Source organism: Aquicoccus sp. SU-CL01552 (assembly GCF_040365005.1).
In the GTDB taxonomy this organism is placed as follows: Bacteria; Pseudomonadota; Alphaproteobacteria; order Rhodobacterales; family Rhodobacteraceae; genus Antarcticimicrobium.
On the sequence record NZ_BAABWV010000001.1, the window covers coordinates 514,643 to 541,177 of the forward strand.

At 67.8% G+C, this 26,535-nt stretch carries 27 protein-coding genes; 7 read left to right on the top strand and 20 right to left on the bottom strand.

Annotated elements, in window-relative coordinates:
- Window positions 1-162: 162 nt before the first annotated feature.
- From ABWV23_RS02470 to metG, 3 genes are all read left to right on the top strand, one after another.
- A complete protein-coding gene (locus ABWV23_RS02470; protein WP_353344559.1) occupies window positions 163-774 on the top strand; it encodes an ImuA family protein in 612 nt (203 codons plus the stop codon).
- Window positions 775-868: 94 nt separating this feature from the next.
- Window positions 869-2,113 carry an MFS transporter gene (locus ABWV23_RS02475; RefSeq protein WP_353344561.1) on the top strand — a complete coding sequence of 415 codons (1,245 nt, stop codon included), beginning with the start codon at window positions 869-871 and terminating at the stop codon, window positions 2,111-2,113.
- A gap of 54 nt (window positions 2,114-2,167) precedes the next feature.
- Window positions 2,168-3,880, top strand: coding sequence for a methionine--tRNA ligase (gene metG, locus ABWV23_RS02480; protein ID WP_353344563.1), 1,713 nt, complete (start codon window positions 2,168-2,170; stop codon window positions 3,878-3,880).
- 77 nt (window positions 3,881-3,957) lie between these two features.
- On the opposite strand, the gene ABWV23_RS02485 is transcribed toward metG, so the two are convergent.
- The 19 genes from ABWV23_RS02485 to atpD all read right to left on the bottom strand — a co-directional run bounded on the left by ABWV23_RS02485 (window position 3,958) and on the right by atpD (window position 19,841).
- Window positions 3,958-4,176 carry a hypothetical protein gene (locus ABWV23_RS02485; protein WP_353344565.1) on the bottom strand — a complete coding sequence of 73 codons (219 nt, stop codon included), beginning with the start codon at window positions 4,174-4,176 and terminating at the stop codon, window positions 3,958-3,960.
- 207 nt (window positions 4,177-4,383) lie between these two features.
- Complete coding sequence (locus tag ABWV23_RS02490; RefSeq protein ID WP_353344567.1) at window positions 4,384-5,754, bottom strand: aspartate aminotransferase family protein; 1,371 nt, start codon at window positions 5,752-5,754, stop codon at window positions 4,384-4,386.
- 36 nt (window positions 5,755-5,790) lie between these two features.
- The gene (locus ABWV23_RS02495) at window positions 5,791-7,266 is read right to left on the bottom strand and encodes an NAD-dependent succinate-semialdehyde dehydrogenase (RefSeq protein ID WP_353344569.1); all 1,476 of its coding nucleotides are present in this window, start codon (window positions 7,264-7,266) and stop codon (window positions 5,791-5,793) included.
- A gap of 103 nt (window positions 7,267-7,369) precedes the next feature.
- Entirely contained in the window at window positions 7,370-7,864 is a 495-nt protein-coding gene (locus ABWV23_RS02500; protein ID WP_353344571.1) for an Lrp/AsnC family transcriptional regulator, read from the bottom strand.
- A 108-nt stretch (window positions 7,865-7,972) separates the two neighbouring features.
- Window positions 7,973-8,227, bottom strand: a complete 255-nt coding sequence (locus ABWV23_RS02505) for a hypothetical protein (protein WP_353344573.1) — start codon at window positions 8,225-8,227, stop codon at window positions 7,973-7,975.
- Between the two features lie 144 nt (window positions 8,228-8,371).
- A complete protein-coding gene (locus ABWV23_RS02510; RefSeq protein ID WP_353344575.1) occupies window positions 8,372-9,634 on the bottom strand; it encodes an FAD-dependent oxidoreductase in 1,263 nt (420 codons plus the stop codon).
- Window positions 9,631-10,464, bottom strand: coding sequence for an ABC transporter permease (locus ABWV23_RS02515; RefSeq protein WP_353344577.1), 834 nt, complete (start codon window positions 10,462-10,464; stop codon window positions 9,631-9,633). Before ABWV23_RS02515 ends, ABWV23_RS02510 begins: the two co-directional genes overlap by 4 nt.
- Window positions 10,457-11,224 (bottom strand): ABC transporter ATP-binding protein, encoded by a 768-nt coding sequence (locus ABWV23_RS02520; RefSeq protein ID WP_353344579.1) that lies wholly within the window; start codon window positions 11,222-11,224, stop codon window positions 10,457-10,459. The genes ABWV23_RS02515 and ABWV23_RS02520 overlap by 8 nt, the downstream gene beginning before the upstream one ends.
- Before the next feature lie 64 nt (window positions 11,225-11,288).
- Window positions 11,289-12,308: an ABC transporter substrate-binding protein gene (locus ABWV23_RS02525; protein ID WP_353344581.1), complete on the bottom strand. Its 1,020-nt coding sequence runs from the start codon at window positions 12,306-12,308 to the stop codon at window positions 11,289-11,291.
- Between the two features lie 37 nt (window positions 12,309-12,345).
- Complete coding sequence (locus tag ABWV23_RS02530; RefSeq protein WP_353344666.1) at window positions 12,346-13,017, bottom strand: FCD domain-containing protein; 672 nt, start codon at window positions 13,015-13,017, stop codon at window positions 12,346-12,348.
- Between the two features lie 127 nt (window positions 13,018-13,144).
- Window positions 13,145-14,041: a F0F1 ATP synthase subunit gamma gene (locus ABWV23_RS02535; protein WP_353344583.1), complete on the bottom strand. Its 897-nt coding sequence runs from the start codon at window positions 14,039-14,041 to the stop codon at window positions 13,145-13,147.
- Window positions 14,028-15,542 (bottom strand): F0F1 ATP synthase subunit alpha, encoded by a 1,515-nt coding sequence (locus ABWV23_RS02540; protein WP_353344585.1) that lies wholly within the window; start codon window positions 15,540-15,542, stop codon window positions 14,028-14,030. The genes ABWV23_RS02535 and ABWV23_RS02540 overlap by 14 nt, the downstream gene beginning before the upstream one ends.
- The gene (locus ABWV23_RS02545; RefSeq protein WP_353344587.1) at window positions 15,539-16,324 is read right to left on the bottom strand and encodes a F0F1 ATP synthase subunit B family protein; all 786 of its coding nucleotides are present in this window, start codon (window positions 16,322-16,324) and stop codon (window positions 15,539-15,541) included. The genes ABWV23_RS02540 and ABWV23_RS02545 overlap by 4 nt, the downstream gene beginning before the upstream one ends.
- 3 nt (window positions 16,325-16,327) lie before the next feature.
- Window positions 16,328-16,618, bottom strand: a complete 291-nt coding sequence (locus tag ABWV23_RS02550; protein WP_353344589.1) for a F0F1 ATP synthase subunit C — start codon at window positions 16,616-16,618, stop codon at window positions 16,328-16,330.
- A gap of 28 nt (window positions 16,619-16,646) precedes the next feature.
- Entirely contained in the window at window positions 16,647-17,384 is a 738-nt protein-coding gene (locus tag ABWV23_RS02555; protein WP_353344591.1) for a F0F1 ATP synthase subunit A, read from the bottom strand.
- A 4-nt stretch (window positions 17,385-17,388) separates the two neighbouring features.
- Window positions 17,389-17,673 carry an N-ATPase subunit AtpR gene (locus ABWV23_RS02560; protein ID WP_353344593.1) on the bottom strand — a complete coding sequence of 95 codons (285 nt, stop codon included), beginning with the start codon at window positions 17,671-17,673 and terminating at the stop codon, window positions 17,389-17,391.
- Entirely contained in the window at window positions 17,663-18,001 is a 339-nt protein-coding gene (locus tag ABWV23_RS02565) for an AtpZ/AtpI family protein (RefSeq protein ID WP_353344595.1), read from the bottom strand. Before ABWV23_RS02565 ends, ABWV23_RS02560 begins: the two co-directional genes overlap by 11 nt.
- Complete coding sequence (locus ABWV23_RS02570) at window positions 17,998-18,402, bottom strand: hypothetical protein (protein WP_353344597.1); 405 nt, start codon at window positions 18,400-18,402, stop codon at window positions 17,998-18,000. Before ABWV23_RS02570 ends, ABWV23_RS02565 begins: the two co-directional genes overlap by 4 nt.
- The gene (atpD, locus tag ABWV23_RS02575) at window positions 18,399-19,841 is read right to left on the bottom strand and encodes a F0F1 ATP synthase subunit beta (protein ID WP_353344598.1); all 1,443 of its coding nucleotides are present in this window, start codon (window positions 19,839-19,841) and stop codon (window positions 18,399-18,401) included. The genes ABWV23_RS02570 and atpD overlap by 4 nt, the downstream gene beginning before the upstream one ends.
- Before the next feature lie 229 nt (window positions 19,842-20,070).
- Here atpD and ABWV23_RS02580 point away from each other — a divergent pair, with 229 nt between their 5' ends.
- Window positions 20,071-21,378 (top strand): Glu/Leu/Phe/Val family dehydrogenase, encoded by a 1,308-nt coding sequence (locus ABWV23_RS02580; protein WP_353344599.1) that lies wholly within the window; start codon window positions 20,071-20,073, stop codon window positions 21,376-21,378.
- A gap of 61 nt (window positions 21,379-21,439) precedes the next feature.
- On the opposite strand, the gene ABWV23_RS02585 is transcribed toward ABWV23_RS02580, so the two are convergent.
- Complete coding sequence (locus ABWV23_RS02585; RefSeq protein ID WP_353344600.1) at window positions 21,440-22,345, bottom strand: GlxA family transcriptional regulator; 906 nt, start codon at window positions 22,343-22,345, stop codon at window positions 21,440-21,442.
- Between the two features lie 123 nt (window positions 22,346-22,468).
- Here ABWV23_RS02585 and ABWV23_RS02590 point away from each other — a divergent pair, with 123 nt between their 5' ends.
- The 3 genes from ABWV23_RS02590 to ABWV23_RS02600 are packed head-to-tail and all read left to right on the top strand — an operon-like array spanning window position 22,469 to window position 26,443.
- On the top strand, window positions 22,469-23,629 hold the full coding sequence (locus ABWV23_RS02590; RefSeq protein WP_353344601.1) for an acyl-CoA dehydrogenase family protein: 1,161 nt from the start codon (window positions 22,469-22,471) through the stop codon (window positions 23,627-23,629).
- Window positions 23,629-25,665: an acetate--CoA ligase family protein gene (locus ABWV23_RS02595; protein ID WP_353344602.1), complete on the top strand. Its 2,037-nt coding sequence runs from the start codon at window positions 23,629-23,631 to the stop codon at window positions 25,663-25,665. Before ABWV23_RS02590 ends, ABWV23_RS02595 begins: the two co-directional genes overlap by 1 nt.
- Window positions 25,658-26,443 carry a carnitinyl-CoA dehydratase gene (locus ABWV23_RS02600; protein WP_353344603.1) on the top strand — a complete coding sequence of 262 codons (786 nt, stop codon included), beginning with the start codon at window positions 25,658-25,660 and terminating at the stop codon, window positions 26,441-26,443. The genes ABWV23_RS02595 and ABWV23_RS02600 overlap by 8 nt, the downstream gene beginning before the upstream one ends.
- Window positions 26,444-26,535 lie beyond the last annotated feature (92 nt).

Below are 26,535 nucleotides of genomic sequence, written 5' to 3' on the forward strand. Positions count from 1 at the left end.
GCGGCTGGCACGGCAGGGGCAACCCGAAGCGGCGGCTTTCGAAGATGCAGCCGGTGCGGCAGGCCTTCGATGCGCGTATTTTGAGCCCGAGGACGGCGCGGGTCGGCCGGACGACACCTGCGCAGCATTGAGAACATTACGCGAACATTCTATCCTGTTCCCATGCCGACTCACCTGCTCACCCGCGCGCCGGAGCGCAAGCGCCCGCAACTCGCGCTGCACCCCGAGATCACGCTCACCTGCGCCCGGGCGCATGAGGTCTGCGGCCCGGCGCGCTGGACCTTTGCCCTGGCGCTGGCCGGGCAAAGCCGGGGGCCGGTGCTGTGGATCGCCCCGGGGTGGGAGCGCGCCAGTCTGAACCCCGACGGCATGGCGGAATTTGCCGATCCCGGTCGATTCCTCTTCGTGCATCCGCGCCGGGGCGAGGATCTGCTGTGGTGCGCCGAGGAGGCGCTGCGCGCCGGCGCGGTGGCGCTGGTGGTGGCCGAGCTGCCCGACCCGCCGGCGCTGACCCCGGTGCGACGGCTGCACCTGGCGGCCGAGACCGGGGCCGAGATCGGGACCGGGCCGGGCGCGCCGCCGCTGGGGCTGTTGCTGACCCCCGGGGAGGGCGGCGCCCCGGGAATCGAGAGTCGCTGGCACATGGCCCCGGCCCACGACGGCAATGCGCGCCGCTGGCGGCTGGAGCGGCGCCGCGCCCGCACCGCCCCGCCCAAGACCTGGACCCTGGCCTGGTCCCCGGCCCGGGGGCGCGGCGGGCTGGAAGTGATGTAGATCGCACCGCCCGGCGCGCCGCCGGTCCATCCGCGACAGGAAAAGTCGAGAAACCGCTCGACACCGCGGAACGCTGCGCCATTGTGGCCCTGTCATGCGCCTGATCATCTCCTTCTCCGCCCTCTTCCTCTCGGTCCTCCTGCTGCAACTGTCCTCTGGCGGCGTCAGCCCGCTCGACGCGCTCTCGGGCATGGCGCTGGGATTCTCCACCGCGCAGATCGGCCTGCTCGGCTCGTCGCATTTCCTGGGGTTTTTCGTCGGCTGCTGGTGGGCGCCGCGCCTGATGGGCACGGTCGGCCATCCGCGCGCCTTCGCCGCCTTTACCGCCGCTGGCGCGATCGGGCTGCTGGCGCATATGCTGCTGGTCAATCCGGTGGCCTGGGCGATCATGCGGGTGGCCACCGGGCTGTGCATCGCCGGCTGTTATACCATCATCGAGGCCTGGCTTCAGGCCAAGGTCACCAACGAGAGCCGCGGTCGCACCATGGGGGTCTACCGGGTGGTGGACATGACAGCCTCGCTGCTGGCGCAGCTGATGATCGGCGTGCTCGAGCCGGCCAGCTATGTTTCGTACAATTTCCTCGCCATCTTGTGCTGTGCCGCGCTGCTGCCGCTGACGCTGACCCGGGTGAAACAGCCCGACACCCCCGCCGCGCCCCGGCTGCGCCCGATGCTGCCGATCCAGCGCTCGCCGCTGGCGGTGGCCGGCGTGCTGGTGGCGGCGCTTTCCTCGTCCAGTTTCCGCATGGTCGGCCCGGTCTATGGCCAGGAGGTGGGGCTGAGCGCGGACCAGATCGCCACCTTCCTTGCCGCCTTCGTCCTCGGCGGCGCGGTGGCGCAATACCCGGTGGGCTGGCTGGCCGACAAGTTCGACCGCCGCTGGGTGCTGATCTGGCTCTCGGCGGCCACCATCGGCGCCTCGGCCATCACCATCCTGGCCGAGAACAGCGGCACCTGGGGGGTGATGGGCACGGCCTTCCTGTTCGGGCTGATGAGCTTTCCGATCTACTCGGTCTCGGCCGCCCATGCCCATGACTTCGCCGATGCGAGCGAACGGGTGGAACTGTCGGCGGCGCTGATGTTCTACTTCGCGCTCGGCGCCATCGCCGCGCCCTATGTCGCCTCGCTGCTGATCGACGCCTACGGGCCGGCGGCGATGTTCACCCTGATCTCGGCCGCGCATCTGCTGCTGGTGGGATTCGGCCTGTGGCGCATGCGCGCACGTCCCGGCGCAAAACAGCGGACCCCCTATGTCTACAGCCCGCGCACCTCGTTCCTGATCGGACGGCTGACCGGTCGGCAGCGCGAGCCGCGGCAGCAGGACGACGACAGGGGGTGACGGCCCCGCATGGCTGCGTTACACACGCCGCGCAGTCAGGCAAGGCGACGGAACATGGCACGCATTCTCATCACCTCGGCGATCCCCTACATCAACGGGATCAAGCATCTGGGCAATCTCGTGGGCTCGCAATTGCCCGCCGACCTCTTTGCCCGCTACCAGCGCGGCCGTGGCAACGAGGTGATGTACCTCTGCGCCACCGACGAACACGGCACCCCGGCGGAACTGGCCGCCGCCAAGGCCGGCAAGCCGGTGGCCGAGTATTGCACCGAGATGCACGAGGTGCAGGCCGATATCGCCGCGCGCTTCGGCCTCAGCTTCGATCACTTCGGGCGCTCCTCCAGCCCCCGGAACCATGAGCTGACCCAGCATTTCGCCGTGAAGCTCTACGAGAACGGGCTGATCGAGGAACGCTCCGAGACCCAGATGTATTCGCCCACCGATGGCCGCTTCCTGCCCGACCGCTATATCGAGGGCACCTGCCCCAATTGCGGTTTTGAAAGCGCGCGCGGCGATCAATGCGACAACTGCACCAAGCAGCTCGACCCGGTCGACCTGATCAACCCGCGCTCCACCGTCTCGGGTGCGACCGACCTGGAAATGCGCGAGACCAAGCACCTCTACCTGCTGCAGTCCAAGATGAAGGACCAGCTCGAGGAATGGATCGACACCCGCGAGGGCTGGCCGCTGCTGACCACCTCGATCGCCAAGAAATGGCTGACCGACGGCGACGGGCTGCAGGATCGCGGCATCACCCGTGACCTGAACTGGGGCATCCCGGTGCAATTCGACGGCGCGCCGTGGAGCGGCATGGACGGCAAGGTCTTTTACGTCTGGTTCGACGCCCCGATCGAGTACATAGCCTGCGCGCTGGAATGGGTCGAGGCCGGCAAGGGCACCGACTGGGAACGCTGGTGGCGCACCGACAAGGGCGCCTCTGACGTGACCTACGTACAGTTCATGGGCAAGGACAACGTGCCGTTCCACACCCTCAGCTTTCCCGCCACGATCCTCGGCAGCGAGGAGCCGTGGAAGCTGGTCGATTACATCAAGTCGTTCAACTACCTCAACTATGACGGCGGCCAGTTCTCCACCTCGCGCGGGTGCGGCGTGTTCATGGACCAGGCGTTGGAGATCCTGCCGGCGGATTACTGGCGCTGGTGGCTGCTGTCCCACGCCCCGGAAAGCTCGGATTCCGAGTTCACCTGGGAAAACTTCCAGACCTCGGTCAACAAGGACCTCGCCGACGTGCTGGGCAATTTCGTCTCGCGCATCACCAAGTTCTGCCGCTCCAAGTTCGGCGAGGCGGTGCCCGAGGGCGGCGCATACGGCGCACAGGAACAGGCGGTGATCGACGAGTTGGCCACTCGCATCCGCGCCTACGAGGCGCACATGGAGGCGATGGAGGTGCGCAAATCGGCGCAGGAGCTGCGGGCGATCTGGGTCGCGGGCAACGAGTACCTGCAATCCGCCGCCCCCTGGGCCACCTTCAAGGAAGACCCCGAGCAGGCCGCCGCACAGGTGCGACTGGGGCTGAACCTGATCCGGCTTTACGCGGTGCTCTCGGCGCCCTTCATCCCCTTTGCCTCGGCGCAGATGCTGACGGCGATGAGCGTGGAGGATGCCGCCTGGCCGGGCGACGTGGCCGAGGCGCTCTCGGCCCTGCCCGCCGGCCATGTGTTCACCGTGCCCGACAACCTGTTCCGCAAGATCACCGACGACGAACGCGCGGACTGGCAGGAACGTTTCGCCGGGGTCCGCGCCTGAGGCGACCTCCGGTCGAACCAAGCAAAACGGGGCGTGCCACGGCGCGCCCCGTTTTTCGTTCACCCGTTCAGGCAGCGTCAGTCGATGATCGGTTCCGACAGCGGCCCCTGGAACGGGGGCGACTGTTCCAGCGTGGTGCCGCCCTGTGCCGCGCGGGCCTGGTGGCCGATCTCGGAACAGGCGATGAAATCACCGTTCGTGCATTGCGCCTTGCGGGCATACCACCCCTCGGCATAGCGTTGGCCGCATCCCGCGACGGTGAGCGTCAAAACGATCAGAGCAATACCCGTTTTCATGTCCCCGGACCCCTTGAAATACCTTTCGCCCAGTTTGCGGGATTTTGACCGAAACGGCAAAGGGAGAATTCGCCCATGGGGCGAAACCGCGCAGAAATTTGCAGGTGAGCTGATAAGCTCAATGATATCTGCACCTTGCGGTGAAGTCTTGATTGAAAACTTGAGGAAAAAAGGGCCGCACCGCAGCGGCGGCACGGCCCGTCCGGCCTAAAGCCCGGCGGCGCTAACCGCCTTGACCAGCTTGCCGGCGATCTCGTCGGCCTCGTCGCGGGTCACGCAGAACGGCGGCGCAAAACCGATGATATCGCCCTGCGGCATGGCGCGACCGATCACCCCCTGTTCCAGCAGCTTGGCGGCCACGGTCGGCCCCACCTTGTCGCCGGCGTCGAAGAAGGTGCGGCTGTCACGGTCCTTGACGAACTCCACCGCGCAAAGAAGCCCCTCGCCGCGGATCTCTCCCACATGGGCGTGATCGCCCAGCGCCTGCGTCAGCACCTGTTTGAAATAGGCGCCGGTCTCGCCCGCGTTGCGGATCAGGTCCAGATCGTCGATCAGTTTCAGGTTGGCCACCCCGGCGGCCGCCCCGATCGGATGCGCCGAATAGGTCCAGCCGTGGCCGATCGGGCCGTTCTCGTCGGTGCCCTGCTCCAGCACCGCCCAGACCTTGTCCGAGACGATCGAACCGGACAGCGGTGCATAGGCGCTGGTCAGCCCCTTGGCGATGGTGATGATATCGGGCTTGAGGCCATAATGCTCGGAGCCGAACATGGTGCCCAGACGCCCGAAGCCGGTGACCACCTCGTCGGCGATCAGCAGGATGTCGTGACGGTCCAGCACCGCCTGGATCGCCGGCCAGTAGCCTGCCGGCGGCGGCACCAATCCGCCGGTGCCCAGCGCCGGTTCCCCGATAAAGGCGGCGATGGTATCGGCGCCCTCCTTTTCGATCAGCGCCTCGAGGTTCGCCACGCATTGGGCGGTGAACTGCTCCTCGGTCTGATCAAGGGTCTCGCGGCGGAAATAATAGGGCGCGTCGGTGTGGATCACCCGGTCGAGCGGCAGGTCGAATTTCTTCTGGAACGCCTCCAGCCCGGTGAGCGAGCCGGTCATCAGCCCCGAGCCGTGATATCCGCGCCAACGGCTGATGATCTTTTTCTTCTCGGGCCGCCCGAGGATGTTGTTATAGTACCAGACCAGCTTGATATTGGTCTCGTTCGCGTCCGACCCGGACTGGCCGAAATAGACCTTGCTCATGTGATCGGGCGCCCGGTCCAGCACCATCTTGGCCAGCGTGATGCTGGCCTCGGTGCCGTGGCCGACATAGGCGTGGTAATAAGCCAGTTCGCGCGCCTGATCCGCGATCGCCTCGGCGATTTCCTGTCGGCCATAGCCGACGTTGACGCAATAGAGCCCGGCAAAGGCATCGAGCAGCCGGTTGCCGTCACGATCCTCGATATGGCAGCCCGAGCCGCCCGTGATCACCCGCTGCGGCAGATCACCCCGGGCGAACTCGGCCAGGTGGGTCGAGGGGTGGAAAAAGTTGTCGCGGTCCCATTGTTCCAGTTGGTCGTTCTTCAGCATGTCGTTCCCTTTCTTCGGTTTCTGTCTGTCGCAGGCTCAGGCCCAGTCGCGGCAGACGTATTTGAGCTCCATGAATTCCTGCATGCCCAGCCGCGCCCCTTCGCGGCCCAGCCCCGATTGCTTGGTGCCGCCGAACGGGATCGGCGCGCCGGTGACCTTGGTGCGGTTGACCGCCACCATGCCGAAGTTCAGCGCCCGGCTGACCCGGTAGATCCGGCGCGGGTCCAGTGAATGCACATAGGCGACCAGCCCGTATTCGGTCGCGTTGGCGCGCGCGATTACCTCCTCCTCGCTGTCGAAGGGGGTGATGGGGGCAACCGGGCCAAAGGTCTCTTCGCGCATGATCAAGGCGGTATCGGGCACGTCGGTCAGCACCGTGGGCTGATAGAACAGCGGCCCCAGCGCGTGCCGCGTGCCACCGCAGGCCAGTGTCGCGCCCTTGTCCAGCGCGTCGGCGACATGGGCCTCCTGCTTGGCGACGGCGCCTTCGTTCATCAGCGGGCCGATATCGGGGTCATCCATGCCGCGCCCGAGGGTCAGGGCACGGGTGGCCTCGGTGAACTTGGTACAAAACGCGTCGTAAATCGGACGTTCGACGTAGATCCGGTTGGCGCCCAGGCAATCCTGCCCCGAGGTGGCGAATTTCGCCTTGATCGTCTCGGCCACCGCCTCGTCCAGATCGGCGCCCTTGAACACGATCACCGGCGCGTGGCCGCCCAGTTCCATCACCAGTTTCTTGATCGTCGCCGCCGAGTCCCGGTAAAGGATGCGCCCCACTTCGGTCGAGCCGGTGAAGGACAGCGCACGTACCCGCGCATCGGCGGTCCAGGGCGGCACCACGGTACTGGCCCGGCCCGTCACCACGTTGAACACCCCCGCCGGCACCCCGGCCCGTTCGGCCAGTTCAGCCAGTGCGAGGGCCGACAGCGGGGTCTCGGAGGCGGGATGCGCCACCACCGCGCAGCCGGCGGCCAGCGCGGCGGCGGCCTTGCGCGTCAGCATGGCGGCGGGAAAGTTCCACGGCGTGATCAGGGCCACGACACCGATCGGCTCCAGCCATAGCTCCACCTCGGCATCGGGCAGATGGCTGGTGACCCCCTCGATATTGGGGCGCTTGGCCTCTTCGGCGTAGTACTCGACGAAGGCGGCGGCATAGTCGATCTCGCCCCGCGCCTCGGACAGCGGCTTGCCCTGCTCCAGCACCATGATCCGCGCCAGATCCTCGCGATGCTCGATCATCAGGTCGAACCAGCGGCGCAGGATGGCGGAGCGATCCTGTGGCAACAGGCCAGCCCAACCGGCAAAGGCGGCCTGCGCCGCATCGACCGCCGCCGCGCTTTCTTCGGCCGAGAGGCTGGCCACATCGGCAAGAAAGGCACCGCTAGCCGGGTCGCTCACCACGAAGGTCTCGCCCGAGGCGGCGGCGCACCACTTGCCGTCGATATAGGAAAAGCTGCGCAGCAGACGTTTGTCGGTGATGTCCCTGCGCGCGGATATGGCCGTGTCGGACATGCCTGTGACTCCCTTGTTCGCTGTTGCGAGGGTGTCACGGCCAGGGCAGCAATTGAGACCGAATATCCCGCCGAGAGGAGACGATTCCTCTCATCCGGGTCGGTCAGCCAGAGGAATCCTCTTCCCGCAGCAGAAGATCGAGCGGCGGCACCCCTCCCGATTTCACCGGCTTGGTCACCACATAGGTGAAATAGCGCGCCAGCCCGATCCGGGCCTCGAGCAATTCGTCAATCAGCCGCTGATAGGCGTTGATGTCGCGGGTGACGATCTGGAGCAGGTAATCATAGCCCCCGCCCAGTGCCCAGCAGGAGACGATCTCATCATACCGAGTGACCGACTCCTCGAAGGCGCGGAAACTGGCGGCGGTGTGATCCGAGAGTTCGGCGGCAACGAAAACGGTGACATGCGGCGCCAGTTTGTTCAGGTTTATCCGCGCGTTATAGCTTTCGATCAATCCGGATTTCTCGAGCTTCTTCTGCCGGTTCCAGCAGGGCGTCGGCGACAGGCCGACCCGGTCGGCCAGCGCCGCCTTTGTGATGCGGCCCTCCCCGGCCAGCACCTTGAGAATCTCGATATCGCGTGCGTCGGGCTTGGCCATCTCGCCTCACTGGGTCATCGGTCATCGGGGCACCCCGGGCAGGAACCGGGGCACGGTCCTGCCTATCAGAGCGGCGCAAGAGACGAAACATCTCTTGCGCGCCGCACATCAGGCGCGGATCCGGGTCCCCGCATCGCCGATGGTCTTCATCACGTGGGTCGCGCTGGCGGTGTCCTGCGCCCCGGTGCCGGTCAGATCGACGGTGGTGATATCCTCCGGCGCCTGCCGCCCTGCCCGCATTCCCGCAATCACCTCACGCAGTTCGGTGGGGTTTGGCAGCTTGCCCACCAGCAGCGCGGCAAGGCCGGTGATGCTCCCCCCCCCTTTGGCGACCATTCGATCCTCGCACAAAATCACCTGCATGGCATCGGCCACGCCGCGAATAACCTGCCGTGCGACGAGAATGTCGGACGGGGTGAGAGAGAGGCATCGGCGTCCGCCTTGATGCTGGTGGTTCGGCTGTCCGCGCAGAACACCGACTTGGCCCCCTTGCTGTCAAGGGGCGGCTCAGGCCGGTTCCAACGCCGCGACCTCCAGCAATGCGCCCGCGGCGCGCAGGGTGTCACGCACCGCATCCGGCGTGAAGCGGCCCCGTGCGGTCAGCGCAGCGGCGGTGCCGGCGGCCTGTCCGGTGGCCATGGCGGTGCCCATCACCCGGATCGCCGCGCCCGCCTTGCGGTCTCCATCGGCCAGCCGCCCGGCGCAAAACAGGTTCGGCGTATCGACCGAATGCAGGCAGCCGAGCGGGATCTGATAGGCGGATTTCTCCGGCGGGTAGTCAAAGCTGCTCTTGTAGCTGCCCCGGTCATGCCACTCCGCCCCCCAGGCGCCCAGCGCGATGCAATCGTCGACCCCCTTGCGCGCGACGATCTCATCCCATGTCAGCTGGTGACGGCAATTCATATGGCGCGATTCCCGCGTACCGATCTCTGGCCCGGTCGAGGCGAGATAGGCGTTTTCACAGCCCGGGATGCAGCGCACCACGTCGAGATAGGCCCAGGCCTGGCGCCGCGCATCCGCCTCGGCCCGGCTGAGCGAGCCGGCATCGCGCGGATCGTAATCGACCGAGGCGAGGTAGAGCACCATGTCGCCCGAGACCGGCAGCCGCACGATCACGCAGCGATCCTTGGTCACCGTGCCGGGGGCAAAGCCCTGTGCCGCGATGGCCGCCGCGATCTGGTCGGCGGTGACGGTCACATCCTTGGGGATGCCGCCGAACCGCGTGCCCAGCGTGCCGAGGTTCACGCCGTCGGCGTTGCCGTACCGGGTGCTTGCGCCGCCCAGCGCGGCAAGATCGCCCTCGCCCGTGCAATCGACAAAGGCACCGGCCTGCACCGTGGTCTTGCCGCCGTGATCGGCAAAGCTCAACCCGGTGATCCGGTCGCCGTCGCGCACCGCATCGGTGACGAAGCCGCCGAACCGCACCTCGACACCGGCCTCTGCCGTCATCTCGTCAAACACCCGCTTGAGCGCCTCGGGCTCAAAGGCGGCAAAGACGCCGCGAAACCGCTGCGGTGGGGTCACCGCGCCCCGGGCGCGCAGCCGGTCGATCACCTCGGCGCCGATGCCGCCCACCGCCCTGCGCGGCGGATCGCCCAGCGTGTAGAGGCCGCAGAAGGTCAGCACGTTGCGCATCGTCGCCGCGCCGCCAAGACAGCCGTGACGCTCCAACAGCAGGGTTCTGGCCCCGCTGCGCGCGCTGGCGATGGCGGCGGCACTGCCGGCGGTGCCACCCCCGGCGACGATCACGTCATAGTGGTCCATGCTCATGTCCGCCAACCCAGCAGCCGGCGCTCGATCATGCCGATGACAGTGCTCACCACCACCCCCAGCAGCGACAGGATCACCACCCCGGCGAACAGCCGTTCGAGGTCATAGAGCGAGCCGGCCTGAAGGATATAGGCGCCGATGCCGTATTCCGCGCCCAGCATCTCGGCCGCGACCAGAAGGATGATGGCGATGGCAAGGCTGATGCGCAGCCCCGACAGGATACCCGGCATCGCCCCCGGCAGCACGATCTTGCGCACGATCGACCACCACGACAGGCCAAAGCTCTGGCCCATGCGGATCAGCGTGCGATCGACGTTGTCCACCGCGCCGTAGGTGGCGACCACCGTGGGGGTAAAGGTGCCGAAAGCGATCAGCGCGTATTTCGAGCCCTCGCCGATACCGAACCAGATCACGAACAATGGCAACAGCGCGATCTTGGGGATCGGGAACAGCGCCGCGACCAGCGGCACGAGGCCGGAGCGGACATAGGAGAACAGCCCGATCAGGATGCCGACGCTGACACCGACGCTGGCGCCGATGGCCGCGCCCACCGCCAGCCGCGACAGTGACGGGGCCAGATGCTTGAACAGCAGGCCCGAACTGTACAATTCGCCAAAGGTCTTGAACACGTCCGAAGGCTTGGGCAGGGTCAGCGCGGAAATCCAGCCGGTCCGCGTGCCCCATTCGGCGATCAGGATCAGCACGACAAAGACCGCCACCCCGACCCAGCGCTGCGATCGCGGGGCAAAGCCGCCGCCGCGAAAGGCGATGGTCCGGGTCGGCGGCGTGTCGGCGGCGGGGGGGGGCGAGGTCAGTGTCGCATCAGACATTGAGAAGCTCCGCATCCGCCGCGCGGGCCTCGTCGCGCATCAGTTGCCAAAGGTATTGCTGTTTCAGGTCGAGGTCGGGGTCGCCCATCTGGCGCGCCTCCAGCGGTGTGTCGATCTCCACGATCTCGCGGATCTGGCCCGGGCGGCGGGACAGGACGACGATGGAATGGCCCAGCCGCACCGCCTCGTGCAGGTTGTGGGTGACATAGACGGCCGTGAACGGCTGGCGCACCCAGAGGCTCACCAGATCGTCCATCAGCAGTTCGCGGGTCTGGCTGTCCAGCGCCGAGAGCGGTTCGTCCATCAGCATGACGGCGGGGTTCACCGCCAGCGCGCGGGCAATGGCCACGCGCTGTTTCATGCCGCCCGAAAGCTGTTTCGGCAGCGCATCGGCGAAATCGGTCAGCTTGGTGCGGGCCAGCACGTCGTCGATGATCCGCTTGGCCTGCGCCCCGCGAATGCGATGATCCTCCAGCACCAGCGAGATGTTGCCGCGCACGCTGCGCCAGGGCAGCAGGGCGAAATCCTGGAACACGTAGGTGAGCGGGTTGAGGCAATTCTCCGGCGGTGTGCCGACCTGCAGCACGCGGCCCGATCCGGGCCGCTCCAGCCCACCGATCAGCCGCAGCAACGTGGATTTCCCGCAGCCCGAGGGGCCGACGATACACACGATCTTTCCCGTCGGGATGTTCAGGGTGATGTCGCGCAACACCTCGAACTCCTTGTAGGAATGGCCGATCGCCTCGAGCCTGATGTCCATTGGGGGCCTCCGGAATGGGAATCGGGGCGCGATCCAAGCCGCGCCCCGGGGTCTTGGGGGTGGGTCAGCCGATGGTCTCGACGTAGGAGGGATCGACCAGCGTCTCCAGGGTGACCGCGCTGTCGACCAGCCCCTCGGACTTGAACCAGTCAAGCTGATCCTTGACCGAAGCGATATTGAGCGCCGCGTTCTGGTTCAGGCGCATGGTGCCGTTGATGATCGACGGCGCCGCCTTTTCGCGCGGCCGGTCGGTATAGACATACTTGTGGATCAGGTCGACCATCTCGTTCACGCCGGCATCGCCGCCGGACTTGTCGATCATCGCCGCGTTGTAATCCGCGACCCCGCGCGAGAAACCGGCAAGGAAGCTTTCGGTCATCGCCCGTTCCTCACCGGCATTCTTGGCCGAGGTGAACACGGTGGTGACCTGGTAGTTCGGGATGTAATCCTGCACCGCGCCGATGATATGCACCGCGCCAGAGCCGGCCAGCGGCTTGGCGATATGGGGCACGATGTTCCAGGCGTCGATCTGTCCCGATTTCAGCGCCCCGATCACCGCGCCGACCTTTTGCAGCGGCTTGAACCTCAGCTCGATCCCCTCGGCCTTGGCGACCTGCGAACCGACGTAGTGGAAGGACGAGCCGGTCTGCGTCACCCCGTAGCTCTTGCCGTCCAGTTTCGACGGGTGGTCGATCCCGGCTTGGAAAGCGGCGTCGGAGACCAGGATCTGCTGGCCGTCGATGCCCTCTTCCTCGGCCAGCGCGCCACCGATCACCTTGATCGCACCTTTTTGCGCCAAGGAGATCAGCCCGCCGGAAATCGCGGTGACCGCATAGTCGATATCGCCACTGGCAATGGCCACGGCCATCGGCTGGGCCGCCTGGAAAAAGACCAGCTCGGCATCGAGGCCGGCCTCGGTGAAATAATCACGCTCGACGGCGACAAAGCTGCCCGAATGCGAGGTGAAGCGCAGCGCGCCCACCTTGATCTTGCGATTGGCGGCGATGGCCGGGGCGGCCAGGGCCGTTGCGGCGGCGGTGCCCCCCATCAGGGCCAGTGCCTTGCGGCGGTTCAGTTTGATCATGGTATCCTCCCTAGTGATCTTTTCGTGGTTTTCGGGGTCAGCCCCCGTCTCTCAGCTCGGCCTCGATATCGCGTTCCAGGATGGTGGTCGCGGCGGTTTCGTCACGCACCAGCACCGCGTCGAGCAGCGCCTTTTGCCGCGCCTCGCGAGCCGCGAAATCCAGCCTCCCCTCGCGCAAAAGGGCCAGCCGGAAGCGGCGGCTCTGGTCAAAGAACTTGCGTTGCAGATCGGTCAGCCGCGGGCTGCCGCAGGCCTCGATCAGCGTGGCGGAAAAGGCGCGGCAGGCCTCGTCCCATTCCAGCGCGGTCAGGTCGTCCGGGGTGGCCTGCACCGCCTGTTCGGCCTTGCGCAGGGCATGGTGGGCGGCGATCACCCGCCCCTCCCAGGCGACGGTGCCATGGGTGATGGCAAGGCCCAGCGCCAGCTTTTCAAGCTCGGCGCGCACCATGATGATGTCGCGCAGATCGTCCTCGGTCGCCGAGGTCACGCGAAAGCCGCGCTGCGCGGTGGCCTCGACCAGCCCCTCGGCGCTGAGCATCCGCAGGGTTTCGCGCATCGAGTGGTTCGACCCGCCGTAGCGCCGCCGCAGCGCCTCGATCTTGAGTTTCTGGTTGGGCTGGAGCGCGCCAAAGGAAATGTCGCGCCGCACGGCCGAGGCCAGCATCGCCACAACGGTTTCGTCCTCCTTGGCGTCGCGGCCGAATACCATTGTCATCCTTGCGCAAAAATATTGGACATTTTGCCATTTGTTTCATCATCCGGAAAATCGCGCAAGACTATTTCCGGGACCCGGGCGCCGCGCAGCTATCCTTCGCCAATCTCGATTCGGGTTTCGGTCAGGCGTCATCCGGGCGTTGAGAGGCCGCCTCGTAGCCGCCGATGATGTCCAGAAGTTCCGCCGTGATGACCGCCTGGCGCTGCTGGTTGTGGGTCTTGCGCAACTCCTCGAGCCGGTCGCCGATGCTCTTGTCGGCCGCCTGCATCGCCGACAGACGCTCGGCATGTTCGGCGGCGTGCGACTGGATCAGGGCGCCGATGACCCGCGCCAGCAGCAACTGCCGGATCAACGTGCGGGTCACGCCCTCGGCCGGGCCGAACCGCAGCGGAAGGCGGCGCGAGGGCCAGCGGCGGGCACGTAGCGATGCCAGCCAGTCGGGCGCGATGGGAAACAGCGGCACCTCAACCGGTTCGCTGATCTGTGGCCCGTCCATGCGGTGGTGGAACAGCAGCAGGCGGGAAACACCCTCTTCCGCGCGCCAGTGATCCAGAAGGGTCAGCACCCGCCCGACCGTGGCGGGCAGCGCCTCGATCGTCGCCGGCGCTTCCTCGAGATGCGCCGGCCGGCCCGATTTCACCTGCCATGCGGCCTCGGCGCGGGTCCCGATCACCAGCACCTGGCACAGGTCGGCGTCGATCCCGCTCGCCGCCAGACGCGCCAACGTGAACGCGACCAGCCGTTCGTTGAAGCCGCCGCACAACCCGATTTCCGAGCCGATGACGACGATGCCCACGCGCCCCTCGTCCTCGCCGGCAAACCACGGCGCGCTGTCGGGCAGGTCGCGCAGCGCCGCCTGCAGACCGAGTTCCACGGTTTCGAGATAGTGCCGCAGCGCCTGTTCGGCGGCCTCGTGGCGGCGGATGCCCACTGCCGAGACCGCCTTCATCGTGCGCACCACCGATTGCAGGTCATGGGCGACCTCGATGTGGCGGCTCAGATCCTCAAGCGTTTCCATCCGCCACCCCGTCCAAAGCCGCGCGCAGCGCCAACAGGATCGCCGCGCGGCGCGCCCCTTCGAGCGGCAGGCCACGGGCGATCTCCTCTGCCTCGGGCAGGTCGGAGACCGCCGCACGTACCGCGCCGGCGACGGCGGGAAAGGCGGACAGCGCGATATCGTCCAGAAGCCCCTCGGACACCGCCAGCAACAGGGCGATCTGCTGCGCCACCGGGATCGGTGCGCCCTCGTCCTGTTTCAGGGCCTCGCGCACGGCGCGGCCCCGGACCAGCTGGGCGCGGGTGTCGTCATCCAACCGGGCGCCAAAGCGGGCAAAGGATTCCAGCTCCTCGAACTGCGCGTAGGACAGTTTCAGCGGCCCGGCCACGGCGCGAAACGCGGCAAGCTGCGCCTTGCCCCCCACCCTTGAGACCGAGCGCCCCACATCCACCGCCGGCAGTTGCCCCCGCCGGAACAGCGCCGGCGACAGGTAGATCTGCCCGTCGGTGATCGAGATCAGGTTGGTCGGGATATAGGCCGAAAGGTTCTGCGCCTGGGTCTCGACGATGGGCAGCGCGGTCAGCGATCCGCCCCCGGCGGCCTCGCACAGTTGCGTCGAGCGTTCCAGCAGCCGCGAATGCAGGTAGAAGATATCGCCCGGATAGGCCTCGCGCCCCGGCGGGCGGCGCAGCAGCAGCGACAGCTCGCGATAGGCGCGCGCATGGCGGGTGAGGTCGTCGTAGACGATCAGCACGTCGCGGCCAGCGCGCATGAAGCCCTCGGCGATGGTGGTCGCGGCATAGGGGGCCACGTATTGCAGCCCCGCCGGATCCTCGCCCCCCGCCACCACGACGACGCATTTGTCCATCGCGCCCGCCGCGCGCAGCCGCGCGATCACCCGCGCGGTGGCATCGCCGCGCTGGCCGATGGTGCAATAGACCGAGATCACGTCGCTGCCGACATGGTTCAGGATGGTGTCCACCGCCACCGCCGTCTTGCCGGTCTGGCGGTCGCCCACGATCAGCTCGCGCTGGCCGCGCCCGATCGGCACCAGCGCATCGACCGCCTTGATCCCGGTCTGCAGCGGGCGGGTCACCGGGGCCCGCTCGATGATGCCGGGGGCCGGCGCCTCGACCGGTGCCAGCCGGTCCGCCGCCACCGGCGGGCCATCGTCCAGCGCCGTGCCGAAGGGGTCGATGACCCGGCCGAGCAGCGCCTCGCCAATGGGCACCGAGGCGACCCGACCGCTTCGCCGCGCCCCCTGCCCCGGACGCAACCCTTGTGGATCATGCATCAGCACCACGCCGGTCCGCCCCGGTGCCAGCTCAAGGGCCAGGCCACGTGCACCGCCGTCGAACTCGATCACCTCTTCCGACAGCCCCTCGCGAAAGCCTTCGACCTCGACCACGCCATGCAACACGCGCGAGACCTCGCCGCGTTCCTGCCGTGACAGCGGGACCGGGCGCGCGGCCTCGCGGTCGAGCCGGTCGAACAGGGAATCTGCCAGCCCCTTGAGCGTCATGCGTCCTCCTGCGTTTCTGTTTGCGCCTGCGTGCCATCAAGCAGGGTCGAAACCTCCTGCGCGAAGCGATCCAGGTGGTCGGAGATGGTCCAACCCACGTGTTGCGCGCCCAGCCGCAGCACCAATCCGCAGGGCAGATCGGGATCCTCGGCAAAGACCGGCGTCACCGGCTTGCCCAACAGATCGCCCAGCGCCGCCGCCACCGTCCCCCGCGCCGCCTCGGACAGCGGCAGCGAGGCATGGATTTCCGGCGGCTTGCCGGCGTCAAAGGCCTGGCGCAGCCGGTCGCGATCCGCCTGCGCCAGCCCGCCGAGCCGCGCGGCAAAGGTCCGTGCCATGCGGTCGACAAGGTCCTGGTCGGCCATCTCGGACAGGATGTTGCGCGCCATGATCACGAAGCTGTCGCCGGCGCGATGCCGCAGACGGTCGAGAAAGGCGGATTTCTCCTCCGCGATCTGCGCCTGCCACGCCGTCCGCTGGGCGGTGACCTCGGCCTTGGCGGCGTCGACCAGCGCGCTGCGCCGGACCTCGGCCTCGGCCTCGGCAGCCAGCAACCGGTCGTGGCGCGCCTGCTCCAGCGCATGAATGGCGGCGCGGTGCTCCTCGGCGGCTGCCTCGGCCTTGGCGCGGGCCTGTTCGGCCTCGGTCAGGCGCTGCGCCACGGCCTCCTGCCGGGCCTGCAGGGCGCGGGCCAGCGGACGGTAGAGCGCCCAGCGCAACAGCAGCACCAGGACCAGGAAGTTCACGATCTGGGCGCTGACCGTGAGCCAGTCGATCTGCACCGGTCAGCCCCCCGCGCCCTGTGCGGCGGCCTCGATCGCCCAGTTCCAGAACGGGTTGGCGAACAGCAGGATCATCGCCACCACGAAACAATAGATGGCGGTGGATTCGATCATGGCGAGGCTGACGAACAGGGTTCGGGTGATGGTATTGGCCTCGTCCGGTTGCTGGGCGATGGCCTGCAATGCCTGGGCGGCGGCGCGGGCCTCGCCCAGGGCGGGGCCAATCGAGCCGATGGCAATGGTCAGCCCGGCGGTGATGATCGAAACGGTGGCAATCAGGGTCAGCGCATCCATACGATCCGTCCTTTCGCGTTCAGGCGCGTCATGCGCCGGTTTCCTTGTTTTTTATCTGGTTCTCGGCGGCGCCCGGCTCATCGCCGCTGGCCGAGGCGATATAGACCATCGCCAGAACCGCGATGATATAGGCCTGCACCACCCCGGTCAGCAGCCCCAGGAGCTGCAACAACACCGGGAAAAAGAACGGCACCACCGCCAGCAGCACGGCGACGACAACGGTGCCGCTCATCACGTTGCCATAGAGCCGCACGGCAAGCGCGATGGTGCGCGACAGCTCTCCGATCACGTTGAAGGGGGCCATCAGCGGCGTCGGTTCGAAGTAATGGCGCAGGTATCCCAGCAGCCCGTCCTCGGCGATGCCATAGATCGGCACCGCCAACAGTACGCAAAGCGCCAGTGCCACGGTGGTGGAGAGCGACCCGGTTGGCGACATGAAGCCGGGGATCACCCCCATCAGGTTGGACAGCAGCGTGAACAGGAACAGCGTGCCGATGAACGGCAGGTAACGGCCCGGATCGCCGCCGCCGATCTCGCGGATCTGGTCACGGATCATCCCGATCACCGTCTCGACCCCGAGGCGCCAGCGCGATGTCGGCTCCGGTGTCGCCGCCGCGGCCAGGAGGCCCCAGGTGGCAATGCGACCGCCGATCACCAGCACTGCCATCACCACCCAGGTGTTGACGATGGTGGCCGAGACGCCCCAGTCGCCCAACGGCCCCAGTGGCAGGGTAAAGACGATCTGGCTGTCCGGTGAGATCTGCATCGCCCTAGCCCCGCCGCGCCCGGCGCACCGCGACCGCACGGATCAGCGCGAACCCCGCCAGCGCACCGACCAGCGCCAAAGCCGGCTGCGTTGCAATTGACAGCAGCCCGGCAAACCCCGCCAGCACCACCGCCAGGCGCAGCACCGCCCCGCCGACCAGCGCCAGCGCCCCGGAGCCATCCGGGCGCAGTCGCGCCGCGGCCCGCCAGAGCCACGCCAAATGCAGCGCCCCCAGTGCCGCGCCGGTGAGCACCCCGAGGGCCAGATCGAGCATCATTTCAACGGTCATCCCCGGTCTCCCTTGTTTCCTGCGCCCCGTTGCCCGGTCGCATCCCGGTGCGGCGCACCCACCACCAGGCGTTGAGCGATCCCAGCGCCACCCCGGCCAGCAACCCCATGATGGTCCAGGACGGGCCATCGGCAAATCGCGCGTCGAGCCAGCGACCCAGTGCCACCCCGGCCAGCGTCGGCACCGCGACGGCCCAGCCCACCAGCCCGAACATGCCGACCCCGAACCAGACTGTGTGGTGCCCCTCGCGCCGGGCGCGGACGCGCTGCTCGGCCTTGCGGCCGATGGTGCGGTCCAGCGGTTCGGTCTCGCCCTCCCGACGCGTCATCGCTCGAACTCCATCATGCCGCGAATGGCCCCGGCCTCGAGCCGGGCCAGCGCGGTGCGCGCCGCGCGTTCGCTGTCGTCAAGGGCCAGGAACCGGCGCGCCACCGCATCGCGCAGGGTGGCCAGGTCATCGCCCTCGATGGCGTCGAGCACTGCGACCCGGACCGTGGCGCCGCATTTGACCAGCGTCCCCTCGTCGATGCCCAGCACCCGCTCCTGTCCCGCGTCGTCGATATAGAACAGCAGCCCGGGCGCCAGCGTGGTCACCATGTCGATGTGGCGCGGCAGCAGGGTGAAGGCCCCCTGCGCCCCCTCGGCCGAGAGCTTGCGAATGGCGGTTTTGACCAACCCGGCCGCCGGAACGTACAGTTCCAGCTCCATCCTGTCCGACGGCGCGCTCATGTGGCGGCCTCCGCGTCGGTGATGGAGCCGATCATGAACAGCGCCCGCTCGGGCCGGTCGTTGAAGGCCCCGGACAGGATCTGTTCACAACCCTCCAGCGTCTGGTTCAGCGGGACGCGCCGGCCCTTGGCGGTGGTGAACCGCTCGGTCGCGCGGAACGGCTGGGTGAGGAACCGTTCCAGCCGCCGGGCGATGGCGACGGTGCGGCGATCCTCGACCGAAAGCTGCTCCAGCCCCAGCATGGCGATCACGTCCTTGAGGCTTTCGTATTCCGCCAGCGTCCGGCGTACCGCCCGCGCCACCTTGACGTGACGGGCGGAGGCGGTCGTGGGGGTCAGCATCTTCGAGGCCGATTCCAGCGGATCGACGGCGGGATAAAGCCCCTGCGCCGCCCGCTTGCGCGACAGCACGATGGACGAGGACAGATGCCCGAACACATGGGTCGCCGCCGGGTCGGTAAAATCGTCGGCCGGCACATAGACCGCCTGGATCGAGGTCAGCGCCCCCGAGGCGGTGGAGCAGATCCGTTCCTCCAGTTCGGCGATCTCGGTGCCAAGCGAGGGCTGGTAGCCCACCCGCGACGGCAGTTGCCCCAGCAACCCCGAAACCTCGGCCCCGGCCTGGACAAAGCGATAGATGTTGTCGATCAGCACCAGCACGTCGGTGTTCAGCTCGTCCCGGAAATGCTCGGCAATCGACATCGCCGCATGGCCGACGCGAAACCGCACGGCGGGGCGTTCGTTCATCTGGCCAAACACCATCACCGTGTTGTCGAGCACCCCGGCCTCGGCCATCTCGCGGTGAAATTCCTCGGCCTCGCGCGAGCGTTCGCCAATGCCGCAGAACAGGCTGACCCCGTCGTAGGCCCCCGACATGTTGTAGATCATCTCGGCGATCAGCACCGTCTTGCCCACGCCGGCGCCGCCGAACAGGCCGGCCTTGCCGCCCCGCTCGATCGGGCAGAGCAGGTCGATGGCTTTGATCCCGGTCTCGAAGATCTCGGACTGGGTGCGGCGGTGTTTCAGCGCCGGCGGAGCGTTGAAGATCGAGCGGCGCGGCGCGGCGTCCAACGGCGCACCACCGTCGATCGCCGTGCCGAACAGGTCGAGCATCCGCCCCAGCGTGTCGCGCCCCACCGGAACCTGAAGCCCCTGCCCGGTCCCTCGCAGGCGCGCGCCGAGCCGCACCGGCGCCCCGGCCGACAGCACGAGACCCCGGGCCAGATCCTCGGCCGGGAAAGAGGCGATCTCGATCCGCAACTCGGGATCGTCGAGGCCGACGAAAAGCTCTTGCGCGCGCGGGGCCGGCCCCTCGAGCCTCAACTCGATCATCTGGCCCGAAATCCGCACGATCCGCGCGACCGTATCAGTGGGCGCGCCGGCGCCCTCGGGGGCGCCGGCGGTCGCAGGGGGATCGGATTGCCGCAGATCGGTGGTCATGCACGCTCCGCCTGTCGCGGAACGCGCGCGGGCCAGTCCGGCGCCATCCGCTACCAGAGCAGTCAATCAGGGTTCGGGCCGGGAATCCAGAGCCCATTTGCCGCAGCGCAGCAAGGCCCGGGCCACAACCGATCCGCGACAGATCGGCACGGCACAATGGACCCTGCGGCGCGTTTGGCCTAACACATCATCGGATCATCCAGGTATTTCGTGAGGGGGCAGCAGGACGATGGCGACCAAGAAAACCGAAGAGACACCCGAACAGGTGGCACAGCCCGCCGGGATGTTCGAGACCGCGCGCGAGAACCTGCGCATCGCCTGCGAAAAACTCAACATCCACCCCGATGTCTACGAAGAACTCCAGTTCCCGCGCGAGACCCTGGCCGTCACCCTGCTGATCCGGATGGACGATGGCCGCCGCCGGGCGTTCAAGGCCTGGCGCTGCCGCTACAACGACCGGCGCGGCCCGACCAAGGGCGGCGTGCGGTTTCACCCCAATGTCTCGCTCGACGAGGTGGAGACGCTGTCGTTCTGGATGACGTTCAAATGCGCGGTGGCCAACCTGCCCTTTGGCGGTGGCAAGGGGGGCGTCTGCGTCGATACCAAGACCCTGTCACCGACCGAGCTGGAGCGGCTGAGCCGCGCCTATATCGAGGCCTTCGCCTCGTTCATCGGGCCGGACCGCGACATCATGGCGCCGGACATGTACACCAACGGCATCGTCATGGCCTGGATGTCGGATGAATACGCCTCAATCACCGGCGCGCCGCTGCCGATGGCGATCACCGGAAAGCCGATCGCCTTCGGCGGCACAACCGGGCGCACCGACGCCACCGCGCGCGGCGGCTACCTGGCACTGCGGCACCTGGAATCCTCGCTGGGGCTGGAGCCGGACAAGGCGACCGTGGCGATCCAGGGCTTCGGCAACGTCGGCTATCACTGTGCCAAGCTGCTGCACGCGGACGGCTACAAGATCGTGGCGATCAGCGATTCCAGCGGCGCGATCCACGATCCCGACGGGCTCGATCCGCTGGCGGTGATGGAGCACAAGCATTCCAACCATGGCGTCACCGGCGCCAAGGGCCACGGCAAGACCCGCAAGATCTCGAACGAAGAGCTGCTGGAGCTGGACTGCGACGTGCTGGTGCCCGCCGCGCTGGAGCGCCAGATCACCGAGGAGAACGCAGGCCGGATCCGGGCGCCGATCATCCTGGAGATGGCCAACGGCCCGATCACCCCCGAGGCCGACGCCATCCTGACCGAGGCCGGCTGCGTGATCATCCCCGACATCCTGGCCAATTCCGGCGGCGTGACGGTGTCGCACCTGGAATGGGTGCAGAACCGCTCCGGATTCTACTGGGACGGCTCGCGGGTGCGCGATCACCTGAAAACCACCATGACGACCGAAACCCAGGCGGTCTGGGCGCTGCACAACGAGATGGACCTGTCGATGCGCGAGGCGGCCTATGTCCACGGGCTGCGCCGCATCGCCGAGGCGGTCGAGGCGCGCGGCACCCAGGCCTATTTCGAGCAGTAACCCCCGGCCCGGCGCAGTGCCGCGCTAACCGTCACGCAGGGCGGCGGCCCCGGCGACACCGTCATCCGCCCTGCCGAAACGCCGAGGGCGGCTTGCCGAACTCCTGCGCAAAGGCGCGGGTCATCGCCGCCGGGGTCTGGTAGCCGCAACGCAGCGCGATCTCGGCAATTGAATAGCCCGACTGCTCGGCATAGCGCCGCGCCGTCGTCAGCCGCAGACGCTTGTACACCACCTGCGGCCCGGCGCCGAGATGGGCGTGAAAGGCGCGCGCCAGCGTCTTGGGGTGCGCCCCCATCCGCGCCGCCAGCTGCGGAATCGACAGCGGCTCTTCCAGGTGGGACGACATCAGCGCGATGCAGCCATCGACCAGTTTCGACCCGGTGCTGCGCACCATCCGCCCCGGTGGCGGATCGCCGCGCGCGAACATGAAGAACGAGGCCACCTCGAGGCGCATCGCCTCGCCATGGGCGCGGGCGATCAGCTCCAGCACCAGGTCAAAGGCGGTCATCGCCCCGCCGCAGGTCAGCATCCGCCGATCCATGACGAACCGGCTCTCCTCGGCCTCGACCGCGTCGAAGGTCTCGAAGAACCCGGTCAGCTCGTTCGGGTGGATGGTGGCGCGGTGCCCGTCCAGCAGCCCCGCCGCCGCCATCAGCCAACTGCCGGTGTCCATGCCCGCCACCGCCCCGAAGCGCCGCGCGGCGGCCTTGAGCGCGCGCAGCACCGGCGGGGTGGCGTGACGCTGCACGTCGTAACTGGGCAGCACGAACAGATAATCGCCGCCCGCATGGTCGGACAGGCGGCAATCCGGCAGCACCGGCAAACCGCTGGACGAGGCCACCGGCGCCCCGTCGACAGTGACGAATCTCCAGCGGTACAGCTCCCGGCGGCCCAGCTCGTTGGCAGCGCGCAGCGGCTCGACCGCGTTGGCAAGGCAATGGTTGGAGAACCGCGGGAACAAGAGCACCGCGATCTCCTCTGGTTTTGACGATTGGATGTGCCATTTTCGCATGATTTCAGTCTAATTCCGCATAACCCTGCCCTGCAAGCGCCCTAACTTGAGCGCGAAACGCGACAGGAGGACCCCGCGATGCATTTCGGTTTGAGCGACGAGCAGGAGATGATCGTCTCCACCGTCCGCAGCTTTGTCGAGAACGAGATCTACCCGCACGAGGCCGAGGTCGAGCGTACCGGTCAGGTCCCCGAGGAGCTGGGGCAAGCGATCAAGCAGAAGGTCATCGACCTAGGCTTCTATGCCTGCAATTTCCCCGAAGAGGTCGGCGGCGCCGGCCTGTCGCACCTGGATTTCACCCTGGTCGAACGCGAGCTTGGCCGCGGGTCGATGGCGCTGACGCATTTCTTCGGGCGGCCGCAGAACATCCTGATGGCCTGCAAGGGCGACCAGCGCGAGCGTTACCTGCTGCCGGCGGTGCGGGGCGAGCGGATGGACGCGCTTGCGATGACCGAACCGGACGCGGGCTCGGACGTGCGTGGCATGAAATGCCAGGCGGTGCGGGATGGCGGCGACTGGGTGCTGAACGGCTCCAAGCATTTCATCTCGGGGGCCGATCACGCGGATTTCTTCATCGTCTTCGTCGCCACCGGCGTCGACGAGACGCCCAAGGGCCCCAAGAAACGCATCACCACCTTCCTTGTCGATCGCGGCACCCCGGGGTTCGAGGTGCGCGACGGCTATCGCTCGGTCAGCCATCGCGGCTACAAGAACTGCATTCTCTACTTCGACAACTGCCGCCTGCCTGACGCGCAGGTGCTGGGCGAGGTCGACGGCGGTTTCGACGTGATGAACGAATGGCTTTACGCCACGCGGGTGACGGTCGCGGCCTTTTGCGTGGGGCGCGCACGGCGCTGCTTCGACCATGCGCTGAGCTATGCCGCCGAGCGCAAGCAGTTCGGCCAGCCGATCGGCAAGTTCCAGGGCGTCGGCTTCCAGATCGCCGACATGATCACCGAGATCGACGCCGCCGACTGGCTGACGCTGGCGTCGGCCTGGCGGCTGGACCAGGGGCTGCCCGCCAACCGCGAGATTGCCAGTGCCAAGGTCTATGCCTCGGAAATGCTGGCGCGGGTCACTGACGCCACCCTGCAGATCCACGGCGGCATGGGCCTGATGGACGATTTTCCGATCGAACGGTTCTGGCGCGACGCGCGGGTGGAGCGGATCTGGGACGGCACCAGCGAGATCCAGCGCCACATCATCAGCCGCGACCTCCTGCGCCCGCTGGGGGCGTGATGCGCGGGCTGGACCGACTGCTGCGGCCCCACAGTATCGCCGTTGTCGGCGGCGGGGGCTGGTGCGCCAACGTCATCGAGCAATGCCGCAAGATCGGCTTTTCCGGCGAGATCTGGCCGGTGCACCCCCGCCGCGACACGGTGGCCGGGCTGACCGCCTATGCCGACATCGACAGCCTGCCGAACGCCCCCGACGCCGCCTTTGTCGGCGTCAACCGCGATGCAACGATCGAGGTTGTCGGGCAACTGTCGGCGCGCGGCGCGGGCGGCGCGGTCTGTTTCGCCTCGGGCTTTCGCGAGGCCCAGCAGGAGACCGGCGACGGCCATGCCAAGCAGGAGGCGCTGCTGGCGGCGGCCGGCGACATGACGATCCTCGGGCCCAATTGCTACGGGATGCTGAACTATCTCGACGGCGCCGCGCTCTGGCCCGACCAGCATGGCGGGGTGCCGGTCGAGCGCGGCGTGGCGCTGATCACCCAATCTTCCAACATCGCGATCAACCTGACGATGCAGAACCGGGGCCTGCCGCTGGCCTATGTGGTGACCGCCGGAAACCAGGCCCAGACCGGGCTGTCGGAGATCGCCGCCGCCCTGCTGCGCGACCCGCGCGTGACCGCGCTGGGACTGCATATCGAGGGGATCGACGACCTGCGCGGGTTCGAAGCGATGGCCGAGGCCGCCCGCACCCTGGGCAAGCCGATCGTTGCGCTCAAGATCGGGCGGTCGGACCAGGCCCGGGCGGCAACGGTCTCGCACACTGCCTCGCTCGCCGGCAGCGACGCCGGTGCCGACGCGCTCCTGGCGCGGCTGGGGATCGGGCGGGTGCGTTCGCTGTCCGGCCTGCTGGAGACGCTGAAGCTGTTGCACGTCACCGGACCGCTCAGCTCGCCGCGCATCGCCTCGATGTCCTGTTCGGGCGGCGAGGCCAGCCTGATCGCCGACACCGCGCATGGCAGCGGCCTGGTCTTTCCGCCGCTGGGCGAGCGGCAGCGACAGGCGTTGCGCACCGTGCTGGGGCCCAAGGTGGCACTGGCCAACCCATTGGATTACCACACCTATATCTGGAACGACGAGGATGGGCTGGGCCGAACCTTTGCCGCGATGATGGACGCCGACCTCGCGCTCGGGGTGGTGGTGCTGGACTTTCCCCGCGCCGACCGCTGCTCGGCCGCGGATTGGACCCGGGTGATCCGCGCCGTCGCCCGCGCCGGCAAGATCAGCGGGCGGCCGATGGCGATCCTCGCCTCGCTGGCCGAATTGATGCCCGAGGAGGTCGCGCAACAGATCATCGAACTGGGCATCGTGCCGTTCTCGGGCCTGTCCGAGGCGGTCGAGGCGATGGACGTCGCCGCCGAACTGGGCCGCGCCCGGCCTGCGCCGATGCCGCTTCTGCTGCCACGGCCCGGCGAGGCCGGCACCACCCTGAGCGAGGCCGAGGCCAAGTCCTCGCTGGCCGCCCACGGGGTGCGCATCCCCGCCGCCGAACGCGCGACCGGGGCCGAGGCCGCCGCCACGGCGGCCGCCCGCATCGGCTTTCCCGTCGTGCTCAAGGGCGAGGGCATCGCGCACAAGACCGAGGCCGGCGCGGTGGCGCTGAACCTCCGCTCGGCCGGGGCCGTGGCCGAGGCAGCCCGCGCCATGCCGAGCGAACAGTTCCTGGTCGAACAGATGGTGACCGGCACGGTGGCCGAACTGCTGATCGGGGTGCTGCGCGACCCCGCCCATGGCTACGTTCTGACCCTTGCCTCCGGCGGCACCCTGACCGAGCTGGTCGAGGACAGCGTCAGCCTTTTGGTGCCCAGCCCGCCCGAGGCGGTGCGCGAGGCTCTGGGCCGGCTCAAGCTGTTCCGGCTGCTTTGCGGCTATCGCGGCGCGCCGGCAGCGGATATCGAGGCGATCGTATCGGCTGTCATGGCCGTGCAATCCTATGTCCAGGCGGCGCACCCGCATGAGATTGAAATCAACCCCCTCCTCTGTGGCCCGCATGGTGCGGTCGCGGCGGATGCCCTGATCAGGATCGGAGACTCCCATGACTGACAGCCCCATCAAGACCCACCGCGACGGCCATGTGCTCGAGGTCACGCTGGACCGGCCCAAGGCGAACGCCATCGACCTGGCCACCAGCAAGATCATGGGCGAGGTGTTCACCGATTTCCGCGACGACCCCGAGTTGCGGGTCGCCATCGTCACCGGCGCGGGGGAGAAGTTCTTTTGCCCCGGCTGGGATCTCAAGGCCGCCGCAGACGGTGACGCGGTCGACGGCGACTATGGCAAGGGCGGCTTCGGCGGATTGCAGGAATTGCGCGGGCTGAACAAGCCGGTGATTGCGGCGGTCAACGGGATCTGCTGTGGCGGCGGGCTGGAACTGGCGCTGTCGGCCGATATCATCCTGGCCGCCGATCACGCCAGCTTTGCCCTGCCCGAGATCCGCTCCGGCACGGTGGCGGATGCGGCGACGGTCAAGCTGCCCAAGCGGATCCCCTATCACATCGCGATGGAGATGCTGTTCACCGGCCGCTGGATCGACACCGAAGAGGCCGCGCGCTGGGGCATGATCAACCATGTCTACCCCGCCGCCGACCTGATGGCCGAGGCGCGCAAGCTGGCTGCGCTGCTGGCCTCCGGCCCGCCGCTGGTCTACGCCGCGATCAAGGAGATCGTGCGCGAGGCCGAGGACATGAAGTTCCAGGACGCCATGAACCGCATCACCAAGAGCCAGTTCGCCACGGTCGAGACCCTCTACCGCTCCGACGACCAGCTCGAAGGCGCCCGCGCCTTTGCCGAGAAACGCGATCCGGTCTGGACCGGGCGTTGAGCCGCCGCCCACCCGGCTGACACAGGTCAATGCGCGGTCCCGCTGCTATCAGCCACACTCAAGGCGGCAGTTCGCGCAGGACTCGTCAACAA

What these genes read in the sequence shown, in the direction of transcription:
- ABWV23_RS02470 (WP_353344559.1), top strand. Translation starts at nt 163, where the DNA reads ATGCCGACTCACCTGCTCACCCGCGCGCCGGAGCGCAAGCGCCCGCAA.
- ABWV23_RS02475 (WP_353344561.1), top strand. Translation starts at nt 869, where the DNA reads ATGCGCCTGATCATCTCCTTCTCCGCCCTCTTCCTCTCGGTCCTCCTG.
- metG (WP_353344563.1), top strand. Translation starts at nt 2,168, where the DNA reads ATGGCACGCATTCTCATCACCTCGGCGATCCCCTACATCAACGGGATC.
- ABWV23_RS02485 (WP_353344565.1), bottom strand. Translation starts at nt 4,176, where the DNA reads ATGAAAACGGGTATTGCTCTGATCGTTTTGACGCTCACCGTCGCGGGA.
- ABWV23_RS02490 (WP_353344567.1), bottom strand. Translation starts at nt 5,754, where the DNA reads ATGCTGAAGAACGACCAACTGGAACAATGGGACCGCGACAACTTTTTC.
- ABWV23_RS02495 (WP_353344569.1), bottom strand. Translation starts at nt 7,266, where the DNA reads ATGTCCGACACGGCCATATCCGCGCGCAGGGACATCACCGACAAACGT.
- ABWV23_RS02500 (WP_353344571.1), bottom strand. Translation starts at nt 7,864, where the DNA reads ATGGCCAAGCCCGACGCACGCGATATCGAGATTCTCAAGGTGCTGGCC.
- ABWV23_RS02505 (WP_353344573.1), bottom strand. Translation starts at nt 8,227, where the DNA reads ATGCAGGTGATTTTGTGCGAGGATCGAATGGTCGCCAAAGGGGGGGGG.
- ABWV23_RS02510 (WP_353344575.1), bottom strand. Translation starts at nt 9,634, where the DNA reads ATGAGCATGGACCACTATGACGTGATCGTCGCCGGGGGTGGCACCGCC.
- ABWV23_RS02515 (WP_353344577.1), bottom strand. Translation starts at nt 10,464, where the DNA reads ATGTCTGATGCGACACTGACCTCGCCCCCCCCCGCCGCCGACACGCCG.
- ABWV23_RS02520 (WP_353344579.1), bottom strand. Translation starts at nt 11,224, where the DNA reads ATGGACATCAGGCTCGAGGCGATCGGCCATTCCTACAAGGAGTTCGAG.
- ABWV23_RS02525 (WP_353344581.1), bottom strand. Translation starts at nt 12,308, where the DNA reads ATGATCAAACTGAACCGCCGCAAGGCACTGGCCCTGATGGGGGGCACC.
- ABWV23_RS02530 (WP_353344666.1), bottom strand. Translation starts at nt 13,017, where the DNA reads ATGGTATTCGGCCGCGACGCCAAGGAGGACGAAACCGTTGTGGCGATG.
- ABWV23_RS02535 (WP_353344583.1), bottom strand. Translation starts at nt 14,041, where the DNA reads ATGGAAACGCTTGAGGATCTGAGCCGCCACATCGAGGTCGCCCATGAC.
- ABWV23_RS02540 (WP_353344585.1), bottom strand. Translation starts at nt 15,542, where the DNA reads ATGACGCTCAAGGGGCTGGCAGATTCCCTGTTCGACCGGCTCGACCGC.
- ABWV23_RS02550 (WP_353344589.1), bottom strand. Translation starts at nt 16,618, where the DNA reads ATGGATGCGCTGACCCTGATTGCCACCGTTTCGATCATCACCGCCGGG.
- ABWV23_RS02555 (WP_353344591.1), bottom strand. Translation starts at nt 17,384, where the DNA reads ATGCAGATCTCACCGGACAGCCAGATCGTCTTTACCCTGCCACTGGGG.
- ABWV23_RS02560 (WP_353344593.1), bottom strand. Translation starts at nt 17,673, where the DNA reads ATGACCGTTGAAATGATGCTCGATCTGGCCCTCGGGGTGCTCACCGGC.
- ABWV23_RS02565 (WP_353344595.1), bottom strand. Translation starts at nt 18,001, where the DNA reads ATGACGCGTCGGGAGGGCGAGACCGAACCGCTGGACCGCACCATCGGC.
- ABWV23_RS02570 (WP_353344597.1), bottom strand. Translation starts at nt 18,402, where the DNA reads ATGAGCGCGCCGTCGGACAGGATGGAGCTGGAACTGTACGTTCCGGCG.
- atpD (WP_353344598.1), bottom strand. Translation starts at nt 19,841, where the DNA reads ATGACCACCGATCTGCGGCAATCCGATCCCCCTGCGACCGCCGGCGCC.
- ABWV23_RS02580 (WP_353344599.1), top strand. Translation starts at nt 20,071, where the DNA reads ATGGCGACCAAGAAAACCGAAGAGACACCCGAACAGGTGGCACAGCCC.
- ABWV23_RS02590 (WP_353344601.1), top strand. Translation starts at nt 22,469, where the DNA reads ATGCATTTCGGTTTGAGCGACGAGCAGGAGATGATCGTCTCCACCGTC.
- ABWV23_RS02595 (WP_353344602.1), top strand. Translation starts at nt 23,629, where the DNA reads ATGCGCGGGCTGGACCGACTGCTGCGGCCCCACAGTATCGCCGTTGTC.
- ABWV23_RS02600 (WP_353344603.1), top strand. Translation starts at nt 25,658, where the DNA reads ATGACTGACAGCCCCATCAAGACCCACCGCGACGGCCATGTGCTCGAG.